Annotated in this window: 18 protein-coding genes; 6 read left to right on the forward strand and 12 right to left on the reverse strand. The window is 33.5% G+C overall.

The features are described 5' to 3' along the window. The 4 genes from ACM55M_RS07975 to xrtF are packed head-to-tail and all read right to left on the reverse strand — an operon-like array spanning position 1 to position 3,257. Positions 1-1,356, reverse strand: a complete 1,356-nt coding sequence (locus ACM55M_RS07975; protein WP_416857021.1) for an MBL fold metallo-hydrolase — start codon at positions 1,354-1,356, stop codon at positions 1-3. A gap of 42 nt (positions 1,357-1,398) precedes the next feature. Beyond that, the gene (locus tag ACM55M_RS07980) at positions 1,399-2,229 is read right to left on the reverse strand and encodes an ATP cone domain-containing protein (RefSeq protein ID WP_416857022.1); all 831 of its coding nucleotides are present in this window, start codon (positions 2,227-2,229) and stop codon (positions 1,399-1,401) included. Positions 2,230-2,287: 58 nt separating this feature from the next. Further along, positions 2,288-2,731 (reverse strand): exosortase F system-associated membrane protein, encoded by a 444-nt coding sequence (locus tag ACM55M_RS07985; protein ID WP_416857023.1) that lies wholly within the window; start codon positions 2,729-2,731, stop codon positions 2,288-2,290. Continuing rightward, positions 2,706-3,257, reverse strand: a complete 552-nt coding sequence (gene xrtF, locus ACM55M_RS07990) for an exosortase family protein XrtF (RefSeq protein ID WP_416857024.1) — start codon at positions 3,255-3,257, stop codon at positions 2,706-2,708. Before xrtF ends, ACM55M_RS07985 begins: the two co-directional genes overlap by 26 nt. A 75-nt stretch (positions 3,258-3,332) precedes the next feature. On the opposite strand from xrtF, the gene ACM55M_RS07995 reads away from it, so the two are divergent. The 6 genes from ACM55M_RS07995 (at position 3,333) to rpe (ending at position 9,541) form a co-directional block, all read left to right on the forward strand. Next, a complete protein-coding gene (locus tag ACM55M_RS07995; RefSeq protein ID WP_416857025.1) occupies positions 3,333-3,788 on the forward strand; it encodes a GAF domain-containing protein in 456 nt (151 codons plus the stop codon). A 35-nt stretch (positions 3,789-3,823) separates the two neighbouring features. Beyond that, the gene (locus tag ACM55M_RS08000; protein WP_416857026.1) at positions 3,824-4,768 is read left to right on the forward strand and encodes an energy transducer TonB; all 945 of its coding nucleotides are present in this window, start codon (positions 3,824-3,826) and stop codon (positions 4,766-4,768) included. Positions 4,769-4,874: 106 nt separating this feature from the next. Further along, positions 4,875-5,141: a 30S ribosomal protein S15 gene (rpsO, locus tag ACM55M_RS08005; RefSeq protein WP_066079886.1), complete on the forward strand. Its 267-nt coding sequence runs from the start codon at positions 4,875-4,877 to the stop codon at positions 5,139-5,141. Positions 5,142-5,294: 153 nt separating this feature from the next. Continuing rightward, positions 5,295-7,457, forward strand: coding sequence for a polyribonucleotide nucleotidyltransferase (locus tag ACM55M_RS08010; RefSeq protein WP_416857027.1), 2,163 nt, complete (start codon positions 5,295-5,297; stop codon positions 7,455-7,457). A 163-nt stretch (positions 7,458-7,620) separates the two neighbouring features. Continuing rightward, positions 7,621-8,484 carry a sigma-70 family RNA polymerase sigma factor gene (locus ACM55M_RS08015; RefSeq protein ID WP_007137700.1) on the forward strand — a complete coding sequence of 288 codons (864 nt, stop codon included), beginning with the start codon at positions 7,621-7,623 and terminating at the stop codon, positions 8,482-8,484. 394 nt (positions 8,485-8,878) lie between these two features. Further along, complete coding sequence (rpe, locus tag ACM55M_RS08020; RefSeq protein ID WP_416857028.1) at positions 8,879-9,541, forward strand: ribulose-phosphate 3-epimerase; 663 nt, start codon at positions 8,879-8,881, stop codon at positions 9,539-9,541. Positions 9,542-9,622: 81 nt separating this feature from the next. Here rpe and ACM55M_RS08025 read toward each other — a convergent pair whose 3' ends face one another. The 8 genes from ACM55M_RS08025 to ACM55M_RS08060 form a co-directional block, all read right to left on the reverse strand. Continuing rightward, the gene (locus tag ACM55M_RS08025) at positions 9,623-10,519 is read right to left on the reverse strand and encodes a carbohydrate kinase family protein (protein ID WP_416857029.1); all 897 of its coding nucleotides are present in this window, start codon (positions 10,517-10,519) and stop codon (positions 9,623-9,625) included. A gap of 196 nt (positions 10,520-10,715) precedes the next feature. Next, positions 10,716-10,844, reverse strand: coding sequence for a hypothetical protein (locus ACM55M_RS08030; RefSeq protein WP_416857030.1), 129 nt, complete (start codon positions 10,842-10,844; stop codon positions 10,716-10,718). Between the two features lie 218 nt (positions 10,845-11,062). Further along, entirely contained in the window at positions 11,063-12,571 is a 1,509-nt protein-coding gene (locus ACM55M_RS08035) for a DUF4960 domain-containing protein (protein ID WP_416857031.1), read from the reverse strand. 241 nt (positions 12,572-12,812) lie between these two features. Continuing rightward, entirely contained in the window at positions 12,813-14,552 is a 1,740-nt protein-coding gene (locus tag ACM55M_RS08040; protein WP_416857032.1) for a RagB/SusD family nutrient uptake outer membrane protein, read from the reverse strand. A gap of 9 nt (positions 14,553-14,561) precedes the next feature. Then, positions 14,562-17,711 (reverse strand): SusC/RagA family TonB-linked outer membrane protein, encoded by a 3,150-nt coding sequence (locus ACM55M_RS08045; RefSeq protein ID WP_416857033.1) that lies wholly within the window; start codon positions 17,709-17,711, stop codon positions 14,562-14,564. 12 nt (positions 17,712-17,723) lie between these two features. Further along, the gene (locus ACM55M_RS08050) at positions 17,724-19,322 is read right to left on the reverse strand and encodes a glycoside hydrolase family 32 protein (RefSeq protein ID WP_416857034.1); all 1,599 of its coding nucleotides are present in this window, start codon (positions 19,320-19,322) and stop codon (positions 17,724-17,726) included. Between the two features lie 5 nt (positions 19,323-19,327). Beyond that, entirely contained in the window at positions 19,328-20,644 is a 1,317-nt protein-coding gene (locus ACM55M_RS08055) for a sugar porter family MFS transporter (RefSeq protein ID WP_416857035.1), read from the reverse strand. Between the two features lie 738 nt (positions 20,645-21,382). Further along, positions 21,383-22,924, reverse strand: a complete 1,542-nt coding sequence (locus ACM55M_RS08060; protein WP_416857036.1) for a glycoside hydrolase domain-containing protein — start codon at positions 22,922-22,924, stop codon at positions 21,383-21,385. Between the last annotated feature and the right edge of the window lie 77 nt (positions 22,925-23,001).

Genomic DNA, 23,001 nt, shown 5'->3' on the forward strand with positions numbered 1-23,001 from the left:
TTAAAGCTCAAACTCTTGTCCCATCAAAGGAACTTTACAATCAAAACCATATTTCTCCTGAATTTTTATTCGAAGTTCATCAGCAGGCGCATTTTCACCATGGACTAAAAATACTTTTTTAGGTTTATTTTCCAATGCAGAAAGCCAATTCAGCAAATCTTTTTGATCGCCATGCGCTGACAATCCTTCTATTTCAAGAAATTTTGCAAGAACTTGATAATATTTACCATGAATTTTAATTTCTTTTGCTCCTTCCAATAATTTTCTTCCGCGTGTTCCTTCAGCCTGATAACCAACAATGATTACCGTCGTTTCAGGCAAACCTATATAATGCTCCAGATAAGTCAAAACCCTGCCACCAGTAACCATTCCGCTTGCCGCAATCACTACTTTAGGCTGTTCATCAAAAATAGTTTCAATAGTTTCCTGATAATCAGAAACCAGTGTGAACATTTTACTCATTTCGGTACAATCATGCACCGATAATTTATGCCAATTTTTATTATTGATAAAAATTTCCAACGCATTAATTCCCATTGGTGTATCAATAATGTAGGGAATATTGGGAATTCTACCTTCTTCTTTAAGTCGCCATAGCAAGTACATAATCATTTGGGCACGTTCAACGGCAAAACTGGGAATAATGACTGTACCTCCCTTTTCAAATGTATTATTGATGTACATTTCAAGTTCTAGTTCAGCATCCGTATTAGGATGAAGTCGGTCTCCATAGGTACTTTCTAGAAATATATAATCACCTTTTTTGGGCTTGGTTGGCGGATGCATTAACACATCATTATCGCGCCCAATATCTCCTGAAAAAACTAACGTCTTATTTTCAAGCGTTACTTCAATGCTACAGGCGCCAATAATATGTCCTGCATTAAAAAAAACAGCCGAAATTTCTGCATCTAAGGCAATGGATTCATTGATTTTAATGACTCTAAAATGTGGAAAAACTTTTTGTGCTTGCTCTACTGTATAAAGCGGTTCAGCAACTTCATGTTTAGAAAATTTCCCTTCATTAGCTATTCTTGCCTCTTCTTCCTGAATTTTAGCACTATCCAGAAGAATCAACTTAGCAACAGCCATAGTAGGGCTTGTACAATAAATTTTCCCTTTAAAACCTTGATTAACTAATCTTGGCAACCAGCCACAATGATCTAAATGTCCATGGGTTAACAAAACAAAATCTATTGTTGAAGGTAAAATAGGCAATGATTCCCAATTGAGTTCACGCAGCGGTTTAATCCCTTGAAATTGGCCACAATCTATCAAAATTCGAACTCCATTGCTTTCGATTAATGTTTTAGAACCGGTTATAGTTCCTGCTCCTCCAATAAATTTAATTTTCATTTAATTTGAATTTAAAATTAAACAATCCAAAACCCATCATTTTTAAATATACCTACACAAATCCGAAGCTTCTTTTAATACATTTTTAATTCGGCTATTGCTCAATTCAATTTTTTCCAAACAATCTGAATTATTTATAATCTCTTTCACCAAAATCACATTCAAGATTAACAATTTATCCTTTTCGGCGAGTGACAATGTAGTTAAACAAGTTACAGGATAGAGATTACTGTTGTCATTTTTTGTTTTTAAATTATTGTCCTCGGGATAATTCCAACTTAATAAATTCAATCCTGAACAGTTAGCAAAATCGACAGCATCTGTTGTAAACCTGTTATTGGTGACAATCCAACATTTTGAAATAATTTCTTCCTTGCCAAAAATAGCATGCTGATTTCCTTTTAAATCATTAAACCGGGACAATATATACATAGGAACCTTCACATCAGAAGCAGCATCTCTACCGGCATGATATTTACATTCAACCATCGCAATAGTGCCATTTTTCTTGACTACAACATCAATTTCATGCGAAACACATTTCCCTTGCAAAGTCAAGTTGGTTGCGGTTTCATATTGTTCAGCAAAAAAAAGTCGGGCTATATATTTTTCAAAGAAAAACCCTGCAGGCCCTAATAATCGTATTGCCTCTCTTAAATTATAGCGTGCTGCATGCGAATTCGCTATTTTTTTTAACATTGCAAAAGCCATTTTGTAAATTTGCTTCGTAGCAATTCCTTCGTAGATTTCGCTTTGAATTGACTGTAAAATTCTTTCAACCACATCGTTATTGGCTCCTGATTTTAATAAGGATTTTTTTAATTTTTCAGCATTAAATTCAACAATATCCCCGGAATGTTTTACTATCTTCATACCCATACCGTGTTGATAATTAACAAATTAATTCAACATTAAAGATAAATAAAAAAGATTACTTATTTTGCATTTGAAAATAAAATCCCGGAACAAATAACATAACAAAAATGGGTTGGATTAAAAACCGTCGAACATAAAAAAGAACTAAATTACTATGTTCTCTGCAGTAGAAAATTATAAAGAAAAAAGCACTAATTAAAATCATAAAGAAAAAATAATATAAAACTAAGGCAAATTTCACCATCTGTATTTCTTCGAAAAGGACATAGATTATGCCTAATGATATAACGGTATTCAATGTATAACGGAGAAGTAGTCCTAAAAACAATTGGAATGAATTGAAATTTGGCAATGGCAAATTAGTAAAATCACCTTTGAAGTAATCTAAAAAGGGATCATAAAACAATTGATCTTCATAGGCACGAATAAGCACTAATAATGCAACTAAAAAAATAAATTGCACCAATCTAATTTTATTTTTTAATAGTTTTTGAAGCATATTTTGAAAATTTATTAACCCAAATTAACCACAAAATAAAAACGACTCCGTAAATAAATAAAGGAAAAAGCACTCCGTGTAAAAATTGCTTTTGATTTGGAAAATTAAACATCAATACACATAAAAAACCTATTCTTAATACATTCAGTACATAGATAAATAGGCTTCCGCCAAAAATAAAAAGTAGTGTTGGTTTTAATTTTCCTGAGAAAGCTACCACAAAGGACACAAACAAAATAATAACACTAATAGCATTACAGCCTTCAATAATTCGAGCCATATATTTTTGGTTATAAAATAACTTAATGTAAGGTTCAAATTTATTATCTTCAACAGTCGCACTATGATCAAACAATTGCAATACTTGCTTTGTATTTCTACCTACCAATCTTGTAATTGCGTCCAATTTATTTTCTCCAAAACTATTAAGATATTCTTGGTACAAAAACGTAAGAACGATATAGGTCAAAAAAAAGGTAGCCAGAAAAAACAAAAAAGGTTTGTAGAGAATAAAATATTTTTTCAAAATCTATTTTTTAACAAATTTATATAATTTTTGAAACCTGCTTTAAATACTTTTGTATAAATATAAATAAAAACCATGACATTTCAAGAATTACAACCAAAAGTAACCGAAATCACACTAAACACAACGCTTTCAAGAGACGAAAAACTTTTGTCTATTTGTCAGCTTCTAAGTAACTCCATTGACTATTACAATTGGGTAGGGTTTTATTTTGCAAATAAAGAAACTAAAACTTTGCACTTAGGTCCCTATGTAGGAGCAGCAACAGATCATACGGTGATTCCTTTTGGAAAAGGCATTTGTGGACAAGTGGCGGTTTCTAATGAAAATTTTGTGGTTCCTGATGTTGCAGCACAAGACAATTACATTGCCTGTAGTTTTACAGTAAAATCAGAAATTGTGGTTCCGCTTTTCGTAAACGGAGAAAATATAGGGCAAATTGATATTGACAGCCATATTATCGATCCATTTACTAAAGATGACGAACAATTCCTAGAGTTTGTAAATAAGGAAATTGCGAAGTTATATTAGAATTATTACATTTGATTTCTAACCAACCTCATTTTATGAAATCCAATTTACTTATTCTCCTATTAATTTTAACACCAACTATTTTCTTTTCACAAAACTCAAATGACAAAACTATTTATTTAGATTCCATCTGGAAAGAAACTGTTGAAGGAAATCATAAATATTACAGAATTATCAAAGATTATTATTCTGAAAAAGACAATTATAAAATCTACGATTACCATAAAAATGGATTGCTGCAAATGGAAGGCTCTTCAAAGACAAAAAATGATTTAACAAGAGAAGGCGAATTCATTTATTATTATGAGAATGGTAATAAAAAACAAATCTCCAATTATAAAAAATCAAGATTAAATGGTAAACAATTAGAATGGTATGAAAATGGGGATAAAAGATTGGAAGGAGAATATATAGCAGATGACAAAACATATTCTACTGAATTAAAAATCAATCAATTTTGGGATACCAAAAACATTCAAAAAGTTATTGATGGATCAGGTTATTATGAAGAAATTTTTAAATATTTCTATGCAAAAGGAAATATTAAAAACGGTTTGAAAGATGGCACTTGGGAAGGTTATGACAAAAAAATGAACTATACTTTTACAGAGACATATAACAATTCAAAGTTAATTTCAGGTGTAAGTATCGATTCAAATAAAGTGGTTCATAATTACACAATTGCAGAGTTGAAACCCATACCAAAAAAGGGATACAATGATTTCTATAAACATGTAGGCCAAAAATTCAACACTAACAAGTTACCTCGAGGTACGGGAGGGAAAATTTTTATATCATTTATTGTAGATAAAGAAGGCAAAATCACTGAGCCAAAAATCATTAAAAGTGTTAGCTCTGACGCAGATGTTGAAGCTTTAAGAATATTAGAAAGTTATGGCAACTGGAATCCGGGAGAAATTAGAGGAATAAAAGTAAAATCCAAATATACTTTACCAATTACAATACAAACTGCTCGATAAAAATAATTCATAATTCATAATTCATAATTCATAATTATTCTTTACTTTTGCAGCCGTCTTACAATGGATGTACGACATACATAAAAATCATTAAACAAATATTGGAATGTATTTAACTAAAGAGATTAAAGAAGAGATCTTCGCTAAACACGGAGAAAAAACAAACACTGGAAAATCAGAAGCTCAAATTGCTTTGTTTACTTTCAGAATTAGCCACTTAACTGAGCACTTGAAAAAAAATCGTCACGATTATAACACAGAGCGCTCATTAGTATTGCTAGTAGGTAAAAGAAGATCTTTGTTGGATTACTTAAAGAAAACAGAAATCAACAGATATCGTGAGATTATCAAAGTATTGAATATCAGAAAATAATCAATATGAAAGAGGTGCGAAAGTGCCTCTTTTTGTTTTTACATACAACAATAAAAAAGTTTGGTTTTTCATTGGGTTTTAGGCATTAACTACGCACAACAACAACTACAACACAACTAGAACCCATTGTTTAATCTAAAGAGAATTAAAATTATGATTCCAAAAGTTTCAAGAGAAATTATCGATTTAGGAGATGGCAGAAGCATCTCAATCGAGACAGGAAAATTGGCCAAACAAGCCGATGGTTCTGTAGTAGTACAAATGGGAGATGCCATGTTGCTTGCAACGGTTGTATCTGCCAGAAAAGCAAGTCCAGGAATTGATTTCTTGCCTTTAACATTAGATTATCGCGAAAAATTTGCTGCCGCTGGACGTTTTCCAGGTGGTTTCTTCAAAAGAGAAGCAAGACCAAGTGATAATGAAATATTAACGATGAGATTAGTTGACCGTGTATTGCGTCCACTTTTCCCAAATGATTATCACGCTGAAACGCAAGTGATGATTCAGTTAATGTCTCATGACGAAAATGTTATGCCGGATGCATTAGCAGGTTTAGCCGCTTCGGCAGCTTTATCTTTATCTGACATTCCTTTTTCAACATTGATTTCTGAAGTTCGTGTGGCTAGAGTTGACGGTAAATTTATCATCAATCCAAGTCGTACTCAATTAGAATTGTCAGATATTGACATGATGATTGGTGCTTCAAAAGATTCTATCGCAATGGTAGAAGGTGAGATGAAAGAAATTTCAGAGCACGAAATGGTTGAAGCAATTAAATTTGCTCACGAAGCGATCAAATTACAAATTGCTGCACAAGAAAGATTAGTTGCTGCTTTTGGTAAGAAAGAAGTAAGAACATACGAGCAAGAAAAAGAAGATACTGCAATTTACGACAAAGTAAAAACGGCATCTTACGATTTATGTTACGCTATTGCAAAAGAAGGAACAGCGAAACACGAAAGAACAGCCCAATTTGCTGAAGTAAAAGAGATTGTAAAATCTTTATTTACTGAAGAAGAATTAGCTGAAAACGGAGATTTAGTTTCTAAATACTTTTCAAAATCAAGCAAAGAAGCAGTTCGTAATGTAATCCTTGATTTAGGCTTACGTCTTGACGGAAGAAAAACTACTGAAATCAGACCTATCTGGGCTGAAGTAGATTATTTACCATCAGTTCACGGTTCTGCAATTTTCACAAGAGGAGAAACTCAAGCATTGGCAACAACTACTTTAGGAACTTCCAGAGAAGCGAACCAAATTGACTCTCCATCACAACAAGGTGAAGAGAAATTCTACTTGCATTATAACTTCCCTCCTTTCTCTACAGGAGAAGCAAAACCTTTAAGAGGAACTTCAAGAAGAGAAGTAGGTCACGGAAACTTAGCACAACGTGCTTTGAAAAACATGATTCCTGCAGATTGTCCTTACACAATTCGTATCGTTTCTGAAGTATTAGAATCTAACGGTTCTTCTTCTATGGCAACAGTTTGTGCTGGAACATTATCATTAATGGATGCTGGTATTCAAATGATCAAACCAGTTTCTGGTATTGCAATGGGATTAATTTCTGATGAAAAAACAGGTCGTTTTGCTGTATTGTCTGATATTTTAGGTGATGAAGATCATTTAGGGGACATGGACTTTAAAGTAACCGGAACTGCTGATGGAATTACTGCTTGTCAAATGGACATCAAAATTGAAGGATTGGCTTATAACATCATGGAAGAAGCATTAGCTCAAGCTCGTGATGGTCGTTTGCATATCCTTGGAAAAATAACAGAAACTTTAGCTACGCCAAGACCAACTGTTAAGAAATATGCTCCGAAAATTATCAAAGTAACTATTCCTGGTAACTTTATTGGCGCGTTAATTGGACCTGGTGGAAAAGTAATTCAAGAATTACAAAAATCTACAGGCACAACTATCGTTATCAACGAAGTGAACGAACAAGGTGAAGTTGAAATTCTTGGAACTGATCCAGACGGAATTGAAGCAGTTTTACGTAAAATTGACTCATTGACATTCAAACCAGTTGTTGGTGATGCTTATGAAGTGAAAGTAATCAAAATGCTTGATTTTGGAGCGGTGGTTGAATACCAAGCTGCGCCAGGAAATGAAGTATTGCTTCACGTATCTGAGTTAGCTTGGGAACGTACTGAAAATGTTTCTGACGTTGTGAAAATGGGTGATGTTTTTCAAGTGAAATACTTAGGTATGGATCCAAAAACAAGAAAAGAAAAAGTGTCAAGAAAAGCACTTTTACCAAGACCTGCACGTGAGGAAGCAAGACCTCTACGTGAGGAAAGAAAAGAGTAATCAGATCTTAGTTTACTAAAGGTTTATTTATAGAAAATCCCGTTTCATGTATTTGAAACGGGATTTTTGTTTTTATTTAATTTATTTTCAAAACTATTGTAACTTTTTAGCAACCCCATACGTATAATCATTTGTACACTTAAAATTTAGGAGACAAAAAAACATGAGACAACTAAAAATCACCAAGCAGGTAACCAATCGTGAAACTGCTTCATTAGACAAGTATTTACAAGAAATTGGAAAAGTTGACCTTATTACCGCTGACGAAGAGGTAGAATTAGCACAAAAGATTAAAGCCGGTGACCAGAAAGCATTAGAGAAATTGACAAAAGCCAATTTACGTTTCGTGGTTTCGGTAGCAAAACAATATCAAAATCAAGGGTTAACCCTTCCAGATTTGATTAACGAAGGAAATTTAGGATTGATAAAAGCAGCACAACGTTTTGATGAAACACGTGGTTTCAAATTCATTTCGTATGCCGTTTGGTGGATTCGTCAATCTATTTTACAAGCATTGGCAGAACAATCCCGTATCGTTCGTTTGCCTTTAAATAAAATTGGTTCTATCAATAAAATCAACAAAATGTACGCTTTATTAGAGCAATCTAACGAGCGTCCACCATCTGCTGAAGAAATTGCAAAAGAACTTGATATGACCGTAAATGACGTAAAAGAGAGCATGAAAAACTCCGGTCGTCACTTATCAATGGATGCTCCTCTTGTAGAAGGAGAAGATTCTAACCTTTACGATGTATTGCGTTCTGGTGAATCTCCAAATCCAGACAGAGAATTAATCCACGAATCATTGCGTACTGAGATCGAGCGTTCATTAGAAACATTGACTCCAAGAGAAGCCGATGTTGTTCGTTTGTACTTTGGTCTTGGTGATCAACACCCAATGACATTAGAGGAAATTGGAGAAACTTTCGACTTAACTCGTGAACGTGTACGTCAAATCAAAGAAAAAGCAATCCGAAGATTGAAACACACTTCCAGAAGTAAAATATTAAAAACCTACTTAGGTTAATTCACAATATTCCCCAATTAAAATTTTTAAATTTTAAATCTTTTAATTCAAAATGAACAACAGTTTGATTGACTGTTCGTTTTTTGATTGATGATTGAAACTCCGGCTGATTACCGGAGTTTTATTTTTTAATCTGAATTCATTACAGATTCTTGAATTCATTTCAGATTCTCTTGAACCTATTCCTGTTTAAAATCATTTAGGCGTATCCCTCCGTAAAAACTTCGGGTCGGGCTTTTCGTTGCAATCTTTTTATTTAAAAAAAAACAAAAAGGATTTCCACTTCAATCCCTTACGCAATGTACGGACAACTTGCTAGTTGTCCCTTCTTCCGAAAAAACTTTCGCCAATTGCTCTAAAAAAACTACTTTTGCACAAACAATACAACTACACAATGAAGAATACACTTATTGCTCCATCAGTTCTTGCTGCTGATTTTGCTAATCTGCAACGCGACATCGAAATGATCAATAATAGCGAAGCCGATTGGTTTCATATTGACATCATGGATGGCGTTTTTGTACCAAACATTTCTTTTGGAATGCCCGTTCTTGAAGCTATTTCAAGACATGCAAAAAAAACAATCGATGTTCATTTAATGATTGTAGACCCAGACCGATACATCAAAACTTTTGCTGATTTAGGAGCAAACATATTATGTGTACATTATGAAGCCTGTACCCATTTACACAGAACCTTGCAAGCCATTAAAGCCGAAGGCATGAAAGCCGGAGTAGCGTTAAATCCGCATACAAATATTGATTTACTCGAAGACGTTATCAACGATATCGATTTGGTTTGTATTATGAGTGTAAATCCAGGTTTTGGTGGACAATCATTTATAGAAAACACTTACGCTAAGGTTCAAAAATTAAAAGAATTAATTACCAGAAAAGGAGCCAATACCATTATAGAAATTGATGGCGGCGTTACTGATAAAAACGCAAAACAACTTGTAGAAGCCGGAGCCGATGTTCTTGTGGCAGGAAGTTATGTTTTTAAAGCAGAAAATCCAACAGTGACGATTGCCGATTTGAAGAAATTGACTTCTTTTTAGTTCACACTAAATTGCATAAAAAAGCCAAAGACATTGCTTCTTTGGCTTTTTTTATACATTTAATCTTATGCTACTATTTTATCAAAGCTTCATGAATTTACTTATTTCCTTTTCGGAAATTTTAGGATTGGCTCCTTCATGACCAGCCACTAAAGCCCCAACAGCACAAGCATAATTCAACGATTTTTGTGGTGATTTCCCTCTAAGTAATTTGACTATCAGGGAGGCTAAGAAAGAATCCCCTGCTCCTACAGTATCAACTACTTTTATAAAATAACCGCTATTGTAATAAAATTTATCATTGTAATACAAGACAGCTCCAAATGCCCCTTTGGTAACGCAAACATGTTTAGTATTCGTTTTTTCAGCGATAAATTTAATATTCTGCTCAAAGGAATTATAGGGTGATTCCAATTGCTGACTTATCTCATATAATTCTTCATCATTGAGTTTAATGAAATCTGCTTTTAACATTAATTCATAAAGGACATCTGCCGTATAATACGGAGCCCTTAGATTTGCATCCAAAACCTTATATTTAGCTTTGTCCAAAAGGGCATACAGCGTGGATCTGGAAACCTCATCCCGGCATATTAAACTCCCGAAAACAAAAGCATCTGATTCCGAAACTTTTTCATCCATTTCTTTACTAGGTGTAATTTTGTCCCAGGAAGACGGGTAATGAATATCATAAGAAGCATTTCCCTTTTCGTTAATCATAACATTTACTACACCTGTTTTATAATCTTCCCCTATTTGGATAGCATCCGAACTCACATCCTGATTATTTATAAAAGATATAATTTCGTTCCCATCTTCGTCTGCACCAACACGACTTATGATTGTTGTTTCTGCCCCCAAAGAATTCATTCGAAGTGCAACATTCAAAGGCGCCCCTCCAATTTTTTTATGAGTTGGAAAAAGATCCCATAAAACCTCTCCAAAGCTAACTACACTTAGCATATATTTTGTATTCATATTACAAAAGATTAAAAATTGAGGATAAACAAAAGTCTACCCTCAATTTAATTTAAAACACTACTTAAAACAAATTTATTTATTAAACACATTATTAAAACTCGCAATCGTGTTATTAGAAACACTATTATCCATAGTTTTCTAATATTTTTTTTATCGTAATAAACAAATCTATTTATTATGAACTGTTAAGGTTTCACTTAAGTTCACCTTCACCAATAGCACTAATTATGGTAACGTCATTCCCCATTAATTGTAACCTGTTCGCCAGATTTAAAGGCGCTCCACCAATTTTACTATGTGTTGGAAATACATCCCAAAACATACTATTTCCTTTAAAAAATTACAGAAGTTAAATTTAACATCCTCTGGAAAAATTCAACTAAACAAAACAATAACCAAATTCTCTATATTATAAACTTAGTATCTTACACTTTTATAACTTTATATTTCATGAGTGATTTTTTCTTTTTTTAAAAATATCGCTATTAAATAATTTTAACAATGGCAGTGTATTAGAATACACTGCCATTAAATATGTTATTAGTTTGAAAGACCTAAATCTGCTAAATGGCTTAAAATATTTTCAGTAATTATCTTCATGTTATTACCATTAGACACACCTCCTACTTCCCAGTCCCAAGTTCCTCCTATCGCGCAAACTACAGTACCAGTTGTTCCTTTTGATGGCCATTCTACACCCCAAACTTCGTTACCTCCACAGTTACCCCAAAGAATTTTACCACCTACAGCAGCTTCAAAATTTGACCTCGTTTCATTCAATGTCGCGGCTTTCCATGGACCAAAATCCATATTATATTGAGCAACTCTATTCTTTTTTTTAGTACCAGCGGCTAAAGTCTCAAAATTTGTACCAATACAGCTACCTGTACTTGAAGATACGCCAGCAAAGTAAGGGCTAGAAGTATCTGCTGTCCAACTACCACCCCAAGAGCCACCTGTTGCCCAATCTTCATATCCTGTACCTCCCCATGCTTGATTAGGAACTCCATTGCCATCCACTACACCAATATCATCTAAAATAAATACAGCGAAATTACTTACAAGTATATTTCCACCTGCTTGATAATAGGTTTTAACTTTTTTAATTAAATTATCGGCTAAATCTGAACACGCAGGACCATCTGCAGGTCCCTCGCCTATTATACAGTTAGCACCATTTTTAGGAAATTGAGCTACTCTATCTCCCCACCAGCCTCCATCATACTGAATCCAAATGGCATCATAAGTACTTAAATCAACTACACCATTTGCTACATCAGTAAACGAATGATATGTAACTTCTGTTAATGGCCCTGCAATATTTGGAAACCATGTCGCAGCCGTTTCATCGTCATCTACTGTAAAATCTCCTCCATTGCAGGCATTCCATGCGGCTGGTGTGTTTTCTGCAGCAGCACCTAAAAATGCGATTTTTCTAATATCAAAACTCACAAGATATTTAATAATTCTAGAAGGTGAAATGACATTAGCAGTGTTAAAAGTGTTAATCTTAAAAGCATAATTTCCTTCAGCGACATTAGTAATAGTATAAGATGTGGCATTTCCAGGTAAATTTACCACTTGATCATTAATTTGTAGCTTTATACTTTTTAAACCAATTTCTATTAGTTCCCATGTAAGAATAACGTCCCTACCATCTTGTTTGACCTTAAAATTGCGAACAGCTTCTGGACCTTCCCTACGTAAACTAACAGTTTCACCTAAAGAAAGATTACCATTAGCATCTTTTGTTTTTACGGTAAATGTATAATCCTTATTTACATCAATAATGCCATAGCTAAATGTTGTTGCCGCACTTTCAATGATTGCAACACCATCGGTATGAATTACAACTATGCCACTTACATTTGACGGATTCGTCCAAGTTAAAACAGCATCGTCACCATTTAAAGCAACACTTAATCCGCTTACCTTTTGAGCAATAGTTGGCGTTATTCCGCCCCATTCTATATCTTCACATGATGAAGTTAGTGTTAATAAGATGCCGAACACTAAAAACATCGATATTCTTTTAATAATTTTAATCATGATTTTCTTATTTTAGTTGTTATTTTATAGTTAGTAAATCATCATTCGTTTGACAACTGCTTACCCCAATAAAAGGCTTAACAGAAGAACTGAGATAAAAAATTTAATTTCATTTTTCGATTTCATAACTTCTTTTGATAATTATATGATTATGATTAATCCTTTGATATCCAGAAGAAACCATTTTTAATTAATTTCTTCTGGAATTACCAAACTAACTCAAAAACTATAATCCTTTCAATTAATATCCAGGATTTTGTTTATATAAACCTCCTGTAAAATCAATCTCTCTTTGAGGTATTGGATAATATTCATCTCTGCCGGCAGTAAACTTAGCATTAGAAAGAAAATCTCTTTTAGTTTTCTCAACATTAAGGTAAGCATTTAAAACTGGCTCAGCAATACCCCATCTTACTAAATCAAAAAATCGAGGGCCTTCCATTCCAAACTCCAATCGTCTTTCAAACATAAGTGCTTTCATAGCATAATCTTTTGAAGAAAAAGAAGCATATTGAGCAATTTTATAAACATCTGAAGCTCCTGCTGCCAATGGCATTGTTTTACTGGCTGCAGCTCTTGCTCTAACTTGATTAATTATAGGTAGTGCTTCAGTATATCTGTTTAATTGAATTAACGCCTCCGCTTTAAATAACAAAACATCTGCATATCTAATAAAATCAACGTTTTTAGAAGTACCTATAAATGGTCCATTTTTCACATAACAGGAACAGTCTGGAGATTGTTGCTCTTTCATATTACCAAAGTATCCATAAACTCCTGGATCTCTAGCCCAACTCAATTTGTAGACCATATCTCCTGAAGTTTTCAAAGTGTTTTTATATTTAAATGGTCTTCCCGGAACACCAACAGTATGGTCAATTCTTGGGTCTAAAGTAACTCCAGCTGCTAGTGGAGCATCACCATTAGTAATTGTATTAAAAATATCTGAATTATTGAAAGTGTCTAATAATGGTAAGCCATTAGCATCAGTTCTAAATGCATTCACCATATTTTGGCTAGCCAAGTGAAAACCACAACATCCATAAAGAGGAGTTCCATGAGGAGAATTTAACCCTGTAACAAAACTTACTCTTCCTGTATTTGTACCATCGTTAATCGAAAACTGAACAGCCCAGATTGATTCAGAACCATTGTCATGACCATCCAAAAAATTATTTCCGTAATCTACTTCCAAAGCACCTGTCACTTTATCTGCATAATCTATTACTTTTTGTAATTTTGCAGCATCTATACTAGTTACCTGATGCGCATCATTTTGCTTATATGCTTGATATAAACTTAATTTCGCAAGATAAGCAGCTGCAGCGTTTTTATCTGCTCTACCCACCTGATCTTGCTTTTGTGATAAATTATCATATGCAAATTGAAAATCAGTTGCAATTTTGTCCCATAAAGCATCACTTGACAAATCATTTGATGTTTTTAATATGTCTTCCTGTGTAAGGTCTTCTGTGATATAAGGAACTTTATTAAACAATAACTTTAGCATAAAATGAGAATGAGCTCTTAAAAAACGCAATTCTGCTTGTCTTACTTTTTTTAATGGATAATCTGCATCAGGAATTGCATTAATAACCGACAATGCAAAATTAGCTCTAGAAATAGCTTTATAATGATTTGTCCAAGTTCTTGGCAACATCCAATCTCCATAATCTGCAATGGTAGTGTTGTATTGTTCGTATCGGTCAATAACATCAACATCGCCACGACCACCTCCGCCTTTATAAGCATCATCAGATCGAACACTTCCATAAACCCATTGGTTTGTTATTGGGCCTACCATTTCGTCATTCCCAATTGCAGCATAGGCCGCATTTACAAGTGCTTCTGCATTTGCAGCTGTCGCCACATTTCCAGAAGACAATACGCCTGTTGGTTCATAATCTAAAAAATCGGAGCTACATGATGTCAAGAATAAAATTGACAAACAAATGATAACTATATTATTATATTTCTTCATGATAATTAATTAAAAATTAAAGTTTACACCTAATGAGAATGTAGTTGGTACTGGTATTCTATTAACATCTGTTCGTTCTGGATCGGAACCAATATATCCTTTTGGAGTAAACCAAAATAAATTTTCTCCTTGAGCATAGATTCTACAACCGGTAATAAATCCCGATTTTTGAACTAACTCATCTGATAATGAATATCCAATTTGTATGTTTCTAAGTTTGAAATAGGAATTATTTCTTAAGATATAATCTGACATCTGTGTATCATTTTTTGCTAATGAAAGAGAGGGTACCTCAGTATTTGTATTTGTTGGTGTCCAAGCATTCAATGTTCCTGGCCCTGCATTATCTCTTCCTTGAACAAAATTATTCCAAAAAACATAAGGATCAACCCCAACTCTTCCAGCTACACCAGAACCAAAAATGGCGAAATCAATATTTTTATACGCTAAACTAATATTAATACCGTATTCTAATTTTGGAAGTGTTGTACCAATAAAAGTTCTGTCATTTGAATTTATAACACCATCACCGTTGATGTCAACAAACTTAATACCTCCTAATCGAGAACCTACTTGAGTTGGAGATTCATTAATTTCAGTTTGATTTTGGAACAAACCGTCTGTTTTAAATCCAAAAACTTCAAATTGTGAATGCCCTATTATTGAATTAGCTGCAGTTCCTGGATAAGCTGCTCTAACTTCAGCTGGTAAATCTGTAATCTTATTTTTTGTTGCTCCAAAATTTGTGGTAACATTAAAAGACAATCCATTTTCTAATTTATCAGCATAACCTACTGTAAGTTCCCAACCCTTATTTGCAGTTGAAGCTCCATTTACAAAACGCTGTTGCCCTTCTCCTACAGCAGATGCAACTGGTGGTCTAATCAAAATTCCTTCTGTCTTTCTTGAGAAATAATCAAAGGAACCTGATAATTTATTTTCGAAAAAACCAAAATCCAAACCTACATTAACCTCTTTGGTAGTTTCCCATTTTAACCCTGAATTCGCCGCTTGTATGGATACAAAACCCGAAGGTAAATTTCCAGTATTAGCTCCATTCAAATCATAGGCAGTTCCTACATTATAATAAATATTGAAAAAATCTGGATAATACACATTTTGATTCGGGCCATATCTAGCTTCGTATAAACCAAAACGGGCATTATCCCCAATTGATTGATTTCCTACTTCTCCATAACCAGCACGTAGCTTCAAGTTTGAAACTGCTTTTACATTTTTAAGGAATTGTTCATTATTGATTCTCCATCCTGCAGTAACCGCTGGAAAAATACCATATCTATTGTCTTGACCAAATCTTGATGAACCATCTCTACGAATAGTGAATGAAGCTAAATATCGGTCAGAAAAGGCATAATTAAATTTACCAAACTGAGAAAGTAATCTACTACCAGTTGAAATTCCGTTGTTTGTTCTAGCTCCAGTAGCCGCAGATAGTGTAAAATAAGATTCTGATTCAACCGCGAATCCCTCAGCACGAGCATACAAAGTATTCAAATCCGTTTTGGTTGATTCAGTTCCTATAAGGATTCCAAATTTATGTTCAGAAATATTAAGATTATAATTTAAAGTATTTGAAATTGTTAAACTAGAATATTTATTAGTATCAAAAGTTAAACTATTATTACCTCTATTAACAAATCCATTTTTTACAATTGGCTCAATGTCTTTTCTGCTGAAATCATTAAAATCCATCCCAATACTATTTCTGAAGGTTAGCCCTTTTAAAATGTCAATTTCAGTAAAAACATTACCGTACAAAGCCATTTTTTTGCTATTATCCCATCTGTTCAAATATTGCATTAATAATGGGTTGTTTCTATCTGAATAACCCGATCCTAATGGCCCAGCATAATCACCAGATGCAGTGTAAACTGGAATAGTTGGTGCTAAGGTTATTGCTAAACCTGGTGTTGGTGCGTTTCCAACATCATTGGCAGCAGCTCTTTCATTCGACTGTGTAAATTGCGAGTTAACTCCAAATCGCACTTTGTCATTGAATAACTTGAAATTAGCATTAAGTCTTGCAGAATATCGCTCATAATTAGTATATTTTAGCATCCCGGAATTATCTAAATATCCTAAGTTCAATACTGCATTCGCTTTATCAGATCCTCCAGATACAGATAAATCATTGTTAATAAGAAGCCCTGTTTTGTATACAGTATCTTGCCAATCAGTATCTCCTACAGGAACATTAGTGTCTCCTCCTACATACGGCTTTACACTCACGCTGTTTAATACTGGATTACTGAAATCATTATTCCAATCAAAATTATAGATTTCACCATATCCACCAGACGGACTTGCTCCATCGTTAACAGAGGCTTGCCATAACACTTTTCCTCTATCCAAAGCGTTTAGCATTTTATATCGTTGTTTTTTCTCAGAGAGAACAGAAACGTTTGTACTGTAAGATACTTTTGTCACTCCCCCTTTTGCTGCATTTTTAGTGGTAACAATGATTACCCCATTGGCAGCTCTAGAACCATAAATAGAGGAAGCCGATGCATCTTTTAAAACTTGAATAGATGCGATAGCACTTGGACTCAAACTAGCAAAAACCTCAGGTCTTGTTGTAGGAACCCCATCGATAACATACAATGGATCTGTATTACCAAGTGTACTTACCCCTCTAATTAATATTCTACTATTTGCCCCACTTGGGTCTCCTGATTTCTCTATATTCAAACCAGCAACTCTTCCTTGCAAAGCTTGCATAGCATTTCCCGAACTCATGGTTTGCCCAGTAATAGGTTTTAGTTCTACCACCGTAACAGCACCGGTTAAATCGGCTTTTTTCTCTTTGCCATAACCTGTTACAACAACTTCTTGTAGTTTCAAAGACTCTGCTTTCAATGAAATTTTCAAAGTAGTTTGTCCGTTAAGTTTAACGGACTGAGATTCATATCCAGTATAACTAAATATTAAAGTTGCATTTTTGTCTAGATTGTTAATCGAAAACTGACCGTCGAGATCAGTTGAAGTTCCTGCTTTTGTCCCAGAAACCAGTACTGATGCACCAGGAAGAGACATTCCGTCTTCGGAGGAAGTTACCACTCCTTTGATACCTATGTTTTGGGCCGATACAGAAAAAAACGACCCCATAAGGATTAAGTAAAGAATAATTTTGTGTTTCATAATTTAGTTAGTTTAGTTAAAATTTAGTTGGTTAATAATTAAGTTTTCAATGGTATACTCTGTATTAGCTTTAGAAACTGAAAAATATTTCATAGGTTTATCCGGGAAAAATATTTCAGTCATAACTGTTTTTCCATTGTTATAAAAAATTTCAATTGAGGTTTTATCAACGATTATTCTTACATCCATTTTATCAAAGTCCCCCTTAAAAGGAGCCTTTGAAATGTTTTTTGCGAAAAGATTAGAAAAAGCTAATTTTCCAGATTTTGATCTATCGATAAAAAAGTAATTCTCCTTTTTATTGATTCCAAATTGAATTGTATTCTTAGCATCATTTGATAACGAAAAAGTGTAAACATCCTTTTTAAGGTTCTTTAAAGAAAAATGAATATCTAGTTTTGATAAATCGACTACTGACTTATCTACCAAAACGGTTTCCTTATCTATTTTAAGAGATTCTTTTTTAATAGTTTTAGCAATATAATTTTGTAATTCTTTTACTGGTTTAGAAGAAACTATATAATGACCGCTATCTTTAACAAGTACTAATTCTCTAGGTATAGTCATACTGCTTCTCCATGTTTCTGTTGGTACTTTTTGTGCATAATCCCAATTTGACATCCACCCAATAAATAATTTTCTACCATCAACCTCAGAAATATTAGCCCAAGTAACACCTGCATAATTATCTCTTCCATAGTCAATCCAAAGCCCCTTTTGTTGCTTTACATCTTTTGAAAAAGTTTCATCGATCGAGAATTTTTTTCCGTCAAAATCACCTACAAAGTATTGCGTAGCTGAACCACCATTAGGTCCTCCAGGATTAATACTCGATAACATAACCCATTTGTAATCATTAGTCCCATCAACCAGCATAGGAAAAAAATCCGGGCATTCCCAAACACCTCCATGAACTCCAGTCTCTTTCCCAAAATCTGAAAGCAGTGACCAGTCCTTCAAATTTTTAGAACCATAAAACATCGTTTTATCTCCTGCTGCCAATACCATAATCCACTGTTGATGAATGGCATCCCAAGTCATTTTTGGGTCTCTAAAATCTTTAATATTTGGATTTTTAATAATTGGATTAGCTTCATATTTCGTCCACGTCAACCCTTCATTTAATGAATAGGCTATTCCTTGTGACTGAAAATTATTCTCACCAGCTTTTTCTTTTTTGATATCATGATAAGTAAACATCGCAACCATTGGAGGATTTTTTAAGCTTCCAAATCCTGAGGTATTTTTTACATCAACAACTATACTTCCCGAAAAAATATATCCTTTTTCATCTGGATAAAGTGCGATGGGTTTCTCAACCCATGTTATAAGATCAGTACTGATAGCGTGTCCCCAATGCATAGGTCCCCATACATTTGAATCAGGATAATATTGATAAAAAAGGTGGTAATATCCATTGTAATAAAACATCCCATTGGGATCATTCATCCAGCCTTTTTTGGGAGTAAAATGAAAATTTGGTCTATATAACTCTGATTCTGTATAACTCTTCTTTTCTTCAAATAAAGATTGCTTACATCCAACTAAAGCTACTGCACCTATGATGAAACACATAATCCAGAAAAATTCTTTTTTAATTATTGTCTTCATAATTATTATTTAATTAATTTTTTACTTAATTCTTCTAAAGAAATCCCTTTAGTTTCCGGCATCATAAAAGCAACAAACAAAAGTTGAAAAACCATCATCACTGCAAAAAACAGAAATACTACTCCAGGTCCTACTGTAGAAAATAGATACGGAATTAATGACGGAATAATAGCCGCTAGAACCCAATGTGTGGTACTGCCAAAGGATTGTCCTGATGCTCTAAGATGGTTCGGAAAAATTTCTGAAATAAAAACCCAAATTACAGCACCTTGACCTATTGCATGTGCAGCAATAAATAAGAATAAGAAAACTGGAACAGCCATTCCTTCCCAGTGAAAAAAGAAAGCCATTGCAACAAGTGAAAGTGATATAATATATCCTACAGAACCAATGTACATTAATATTTTACGCCCTAATTTGTCGATTAAGAAAACGCCCAATAGTGTAAAAATTAAATTCACTACTCCTATTCCGATACTGCTAAGTAACGCAGTACTTTCTCCTAGACCCGCTTCTTGAAATATTCTGCTGGAATAATATAAAAAAGCATTAATCCCAGATAATTGATTGAAAAACGCCATTAAAAACGCCAATACCAAAGGTGTTCTGTATTTCTTTAAAAATATAGTGTCATTTGCAAGTGACGCATTATTATTATCAATTTCTATTTCTTTCTTCATATTTTCATAATCCGCTTCTTGCCCCATTAATTGCAAAACTTTTCTAGCTTCGTCATTCTTTAATTTAGACAATAACCATCTTGGGCTTTCAGGAATCAAAATCATTAATAAAAGATAAATTACAGATGGAATTGCTTGTACTCCCATCATCCATCTCCAAGAATTTTCACCTACATCATTTAAAAGATAATTAGACAAAAAAGCCATAAGAATCCCTAAAACAATATTGAATTGATAAAAAGCAACCAACTTGCCTCTATCTTTTGCAGGAGCAATTTCTGATATATATGCAGGTGCTGCAATGGTCGATGCTCCAACACCCAAACCTCCAATAAATCTAAATGCGGCAAACACAAATGGATTATTTGCAAATGCAGATCCAATTGCAGAAAACAAAAATAAAATCCCTATCCACAATAAGGTATTTTTTCTTCCTATCTTATTAGTGGGAATCCCTCCAAATATTGCCCCAAGTACAGTTCCCCATAATGCCATTCCCATAACAACTGTCCCGTGAAATGCATCCGAAGAATTCCAAAGAACTTGAAGCTTTTTATCTGCTCCAGAAATAACAACAGTATCGAAACCAAATAGGAAGCCTGCTAATGACGCAATCAAAGCCCAAACAACAATTTTTTTCATTATCAAAAAATATTAAATTAGATTGCTAAGATATCCGCATAAATTTTGCTTTTATTTTGAGTATGTTACAATTTCATTTAATACTGTTTTATAATCGCGAATAAAATATAAGTTATTGTTTTACAGGTGGTTACCACTAAAAACAAATAAAGAACTACCTCGTTGTAGTTCAATTATGTTACACCTGTTACATTTATGTTACCCCAGTTTTAAGAAAAAAACTTGGATATAGATCAATAAAAAAAGCTACTGGACTGATTTTACTCAATTACTAAAATTTTAAATTTATTTATACAGGAAGTTTAAAAATAATCCATAAAAAAAATGAATTTGTTAATTCCATATTACGAAAGCATTCTAAAGGTTTAAAAAAATCACGCAGATGAAATACATTGTAACCTCAATATCCACGTATTTACTTACAGGAATTGCAACAAGGACAAAACAATTTATAATTAAAAACAATTCCCAATATATTTTCTGCTCCGTTTTATTATGCAAAAGGCACTCGAACTCAGATTTCGAATAGTTGCATCCAGTGTGGAAAGCAGCAGAATTATTGCATTGAAAAAAAGCCATAAAAAAACCATCAAAATTAGATTTTGATGGTTCTGATTGTAACATTAAACTAGTACGAAAAGTAAAAAATGAACAGAATTAATTTTAATTACTAAACCTGAACCTTTATAAAAACTAACGTTATAATAAAGATTAAAGTCATCCTTTTCTATACTCGTTTTATTTAAAAATTTTTAAGTCTGAAAAAGTTACTTCACCATTATCAGCAAAAATAGCCCACGGATTCTGATTCATTTTATAGATACGGTTTGTAAAAGCGATTTCGTCATTAATGTATATCACACACACTGAATTTTCAGAAATGATTGTAATATCAAACTCTTTATTAGCCGGGACATTTAGCGGAAGCTGCGTTACATTTAAGGAGGACGCATTTTTTATAACCTTATCTAATCTTAATTGATTTTTGGCTAAATCAAATACAATGGCAAATACTTCATTTCGTGTTCCACAGGCTCCAAATTCAAAACCAAATTGAGTGGATGATGTCGCTTTTATATGTGTTTTAATTTTAAATGCTCCAGTTTCTCTGTCAAATACTGAATATGCTTTTTCAGTGCCATTAGCCTTCAACGTATAGGCCTCACCTTGTTTAACAGAACCAAAATCTATTACTGGATTCAGTAGTTTATTAATAATAAACTTGTTATTTACACCCTCAGGGATAGATACACCAAAAGTTCCATCAGCATGCTGAACAAGACGGTGTACTACCAGTGATCCGGCCCAATCAAATTTATTAGAATCAATATCTTTATTTTTCGTAGGACACCAACCTGTTATATATCGATTGGTACCGTCTGTAACTGTTTTTCCAGCATAAAAGGCGATTCCATCTAACTTATTATTTACAGGAGTAATCCAAGTATTTGATGTTAATGGACGATATTTATAATGTACCATACGATCATCAATATTAGAATAAATCAAATACTGATAATCACCCATACTAAATATGTCAGGACATTCCGTTATAAAAGTGGTTGTATCCTCATAAAATGGTTTTTCTAAGATCCAATCTTTTAAATTAATAGAACTGTATTGCGCGATAACAGCCCGCCATGGCACAGTACTATTAGAAACTAAACCAACCTCAGAACGTGTCGCAATCAACATTTTATATTTCCCAGTAATTTTATCCTCTATAACAATTGGATCTCTAAATTCATTGCGATCATAGCCCCAAGACGCCTGCAATAAAAAGGAAGTGTCTTTTGTCCAATTTTTTAAATCTGTAGACGTTGCTAGCATAATTTTTTCTTTAGGATCAAGATTTCCGTTATGTCCTGTGTAAAACGCATAATAAGTACCATTCAATTTAAAAACGGATCCAGTTCCCAATGCACCATCCTGCTGATTCGCAGTTCCTGTGGCAATCATTTCGCTATTGTCATTAAATGTTGCAAAATCAGTTGTGGTTACTTTGTACCAAGGATGAAATGTGGGCAATGTATTTCTCGCATCATACAAATAGAAAATATGGAATTTTCCGTTTTCATAAAATGGCATAGGATCTCCTACCCAACCGGTAGTTGGTTTATAAAAAGTGGTATACTGATTTGCCGATTCAACAGTCGTCTGACAAGCTGGCGCAGTTGTTTCGGCACCCGGGTTTTCAGCTACTGGTTTATTATCGCTACTGCAATTATAAAATAATGCAACACAAAGTGGAAGACATAAAACCTTAAGATTTATTTTCATATTTTGTTAGTTTTACGAGAACTATCAAATATCCTAAAGACATTCAACACCCTCAGATTAAAAAATTTTATAAAAAT

This window comes from Flavobacterium galactosi (genome assembly GCF_048158585.1).
Classification (GTDB): domain Bacteria; phylum Bacteroidota; class Bacteroidia; order Flavobacteriales; family Flavobacteriaceae; genus Flavobacterium; species Flavobacterium galactosi.

Excerpts from the sequence above, each read along its gene's own strand:
- ACM55M_RS08030 (WP_416857030.1), bottom strand. The coding sequence starts at position 10,844 with ATGTTTTGGGATGTATTTCCAACACATAGTAAAATTGGTGGAGCGCCT.
- ACM55M_RS07980 (WP_416857022.1), bottom strand. The coding sequence starts at position 2,229 with ATGAAGATAGTAAAACATTCCGGGGATATTGTTGAATTTAATGCTGAA.
- ACM55M_RS07995 (WP_416857025.1), top strand. The coding sequence starts at position 3,333 with ATGACATTTCAAGAATTACAACCAAAAGTAACCGAAATCACACTAAAC.
- ACM55M_RS08045 (WP_416857033.1), bottom strand. The coding sequence starts at position 17,711 with ATGAAACACAAAATTATTCTTTACTTAATCCTTATGGGGTCGTTTTTT.
- ACM55M_RS07975 (WP_416857021.1), bottom strand. The coding sequence starts at position 1,356 with ATGAAAATTAAATTTATTGGAGGAGCAGGAACTATAACCGGTTCTAAA.
- ACM55M_RS08055 (WP_416857035.1), bottom strand. The coding sequence starts at position 20,644 with ATGAAAAAAATTGTTGTTTGGGCTTTGATTGCGTCATTAGCAGGCTTC.
- ACM55M_RS08015 (WP_007137700.1), top strand. The coding sequence starts at position 7,621 with ATGAGACAACTAAAAATCACCAAGCAGGTAACCAATCGTGAAACTGCT.
- ACM55M_RS08035 (WP_416857031.1), bottom strand. The coding sequence starts at position 12,571 with ATGATTAAAATTATTAAAAGAATATCGATGTTTTTAGTGTTCGGCATC.
- rpe (WP_416857028.1), top strand. The coding sequence starts at position 8,879 with ATGAAGAATACACTTATTGCTCCATCAGTTCTTGCTGCTGATTTTGCT.
- rpsO (WP_066079886.1), top strand. The coding sequence starts at position 4,875 with ATGTATTTAACTAAAGAGATTAAAGAAGAGATCTTCGCTAAACACGGA.
- ACM55M_RS08025 (WP_416857029.1), bottom strand. The coding sequence starts at position 10,519 with ATGAATACAAAATATATGCTAAGTGTAGTTAGCTTTGGAGAGGTTTTA.
- ACM55M_RS07985 (WP_416857023.1), bottom strand. The coding sequence starts at position 2,731 with ATGCTTCAAAAACTATTAAAAAATAAAATTAGATTGGTGCAATTTATT.
- ACM55M_RS08060 (WP_416857036.1), bottom strand. The coding sequence starts at position 22,924 with ATGAAAATAAATCTTAAGGTTTTATGTCTTCCACTTTGTGTTGCATTA.
- ACM55M_RS08010 (WP_416857027.1), top strand. The coding sequence starts at position 5,295 with ATGATTCCAAAAGTTTCAAGAGAAATTATCGATTTAGGAGATGGCAGA.
- ACM55M_RS08050 (WP_416857034.1), bottom strand. The coding sequence starts at position 19,322 with ATGAAGACAATAATTAAAAAAGAATTTTTCTGGATTATGTGTTTCATC.
- ACM55M_RS08000 (WP_416857026.1), top strand. The coding sequence starts at position 3,824 with ATGAAATCCAATTTACTTATTCTCCTATTAATTTTAACACCAACTATT.
- ACM55M_RS08040 (WP_416857032.1), bottom strand. The coding sequence starts at position 14,552 with ATGAAGAAATATAATAATATAGTTATCATTTGTTTGTCAATTTTATTC.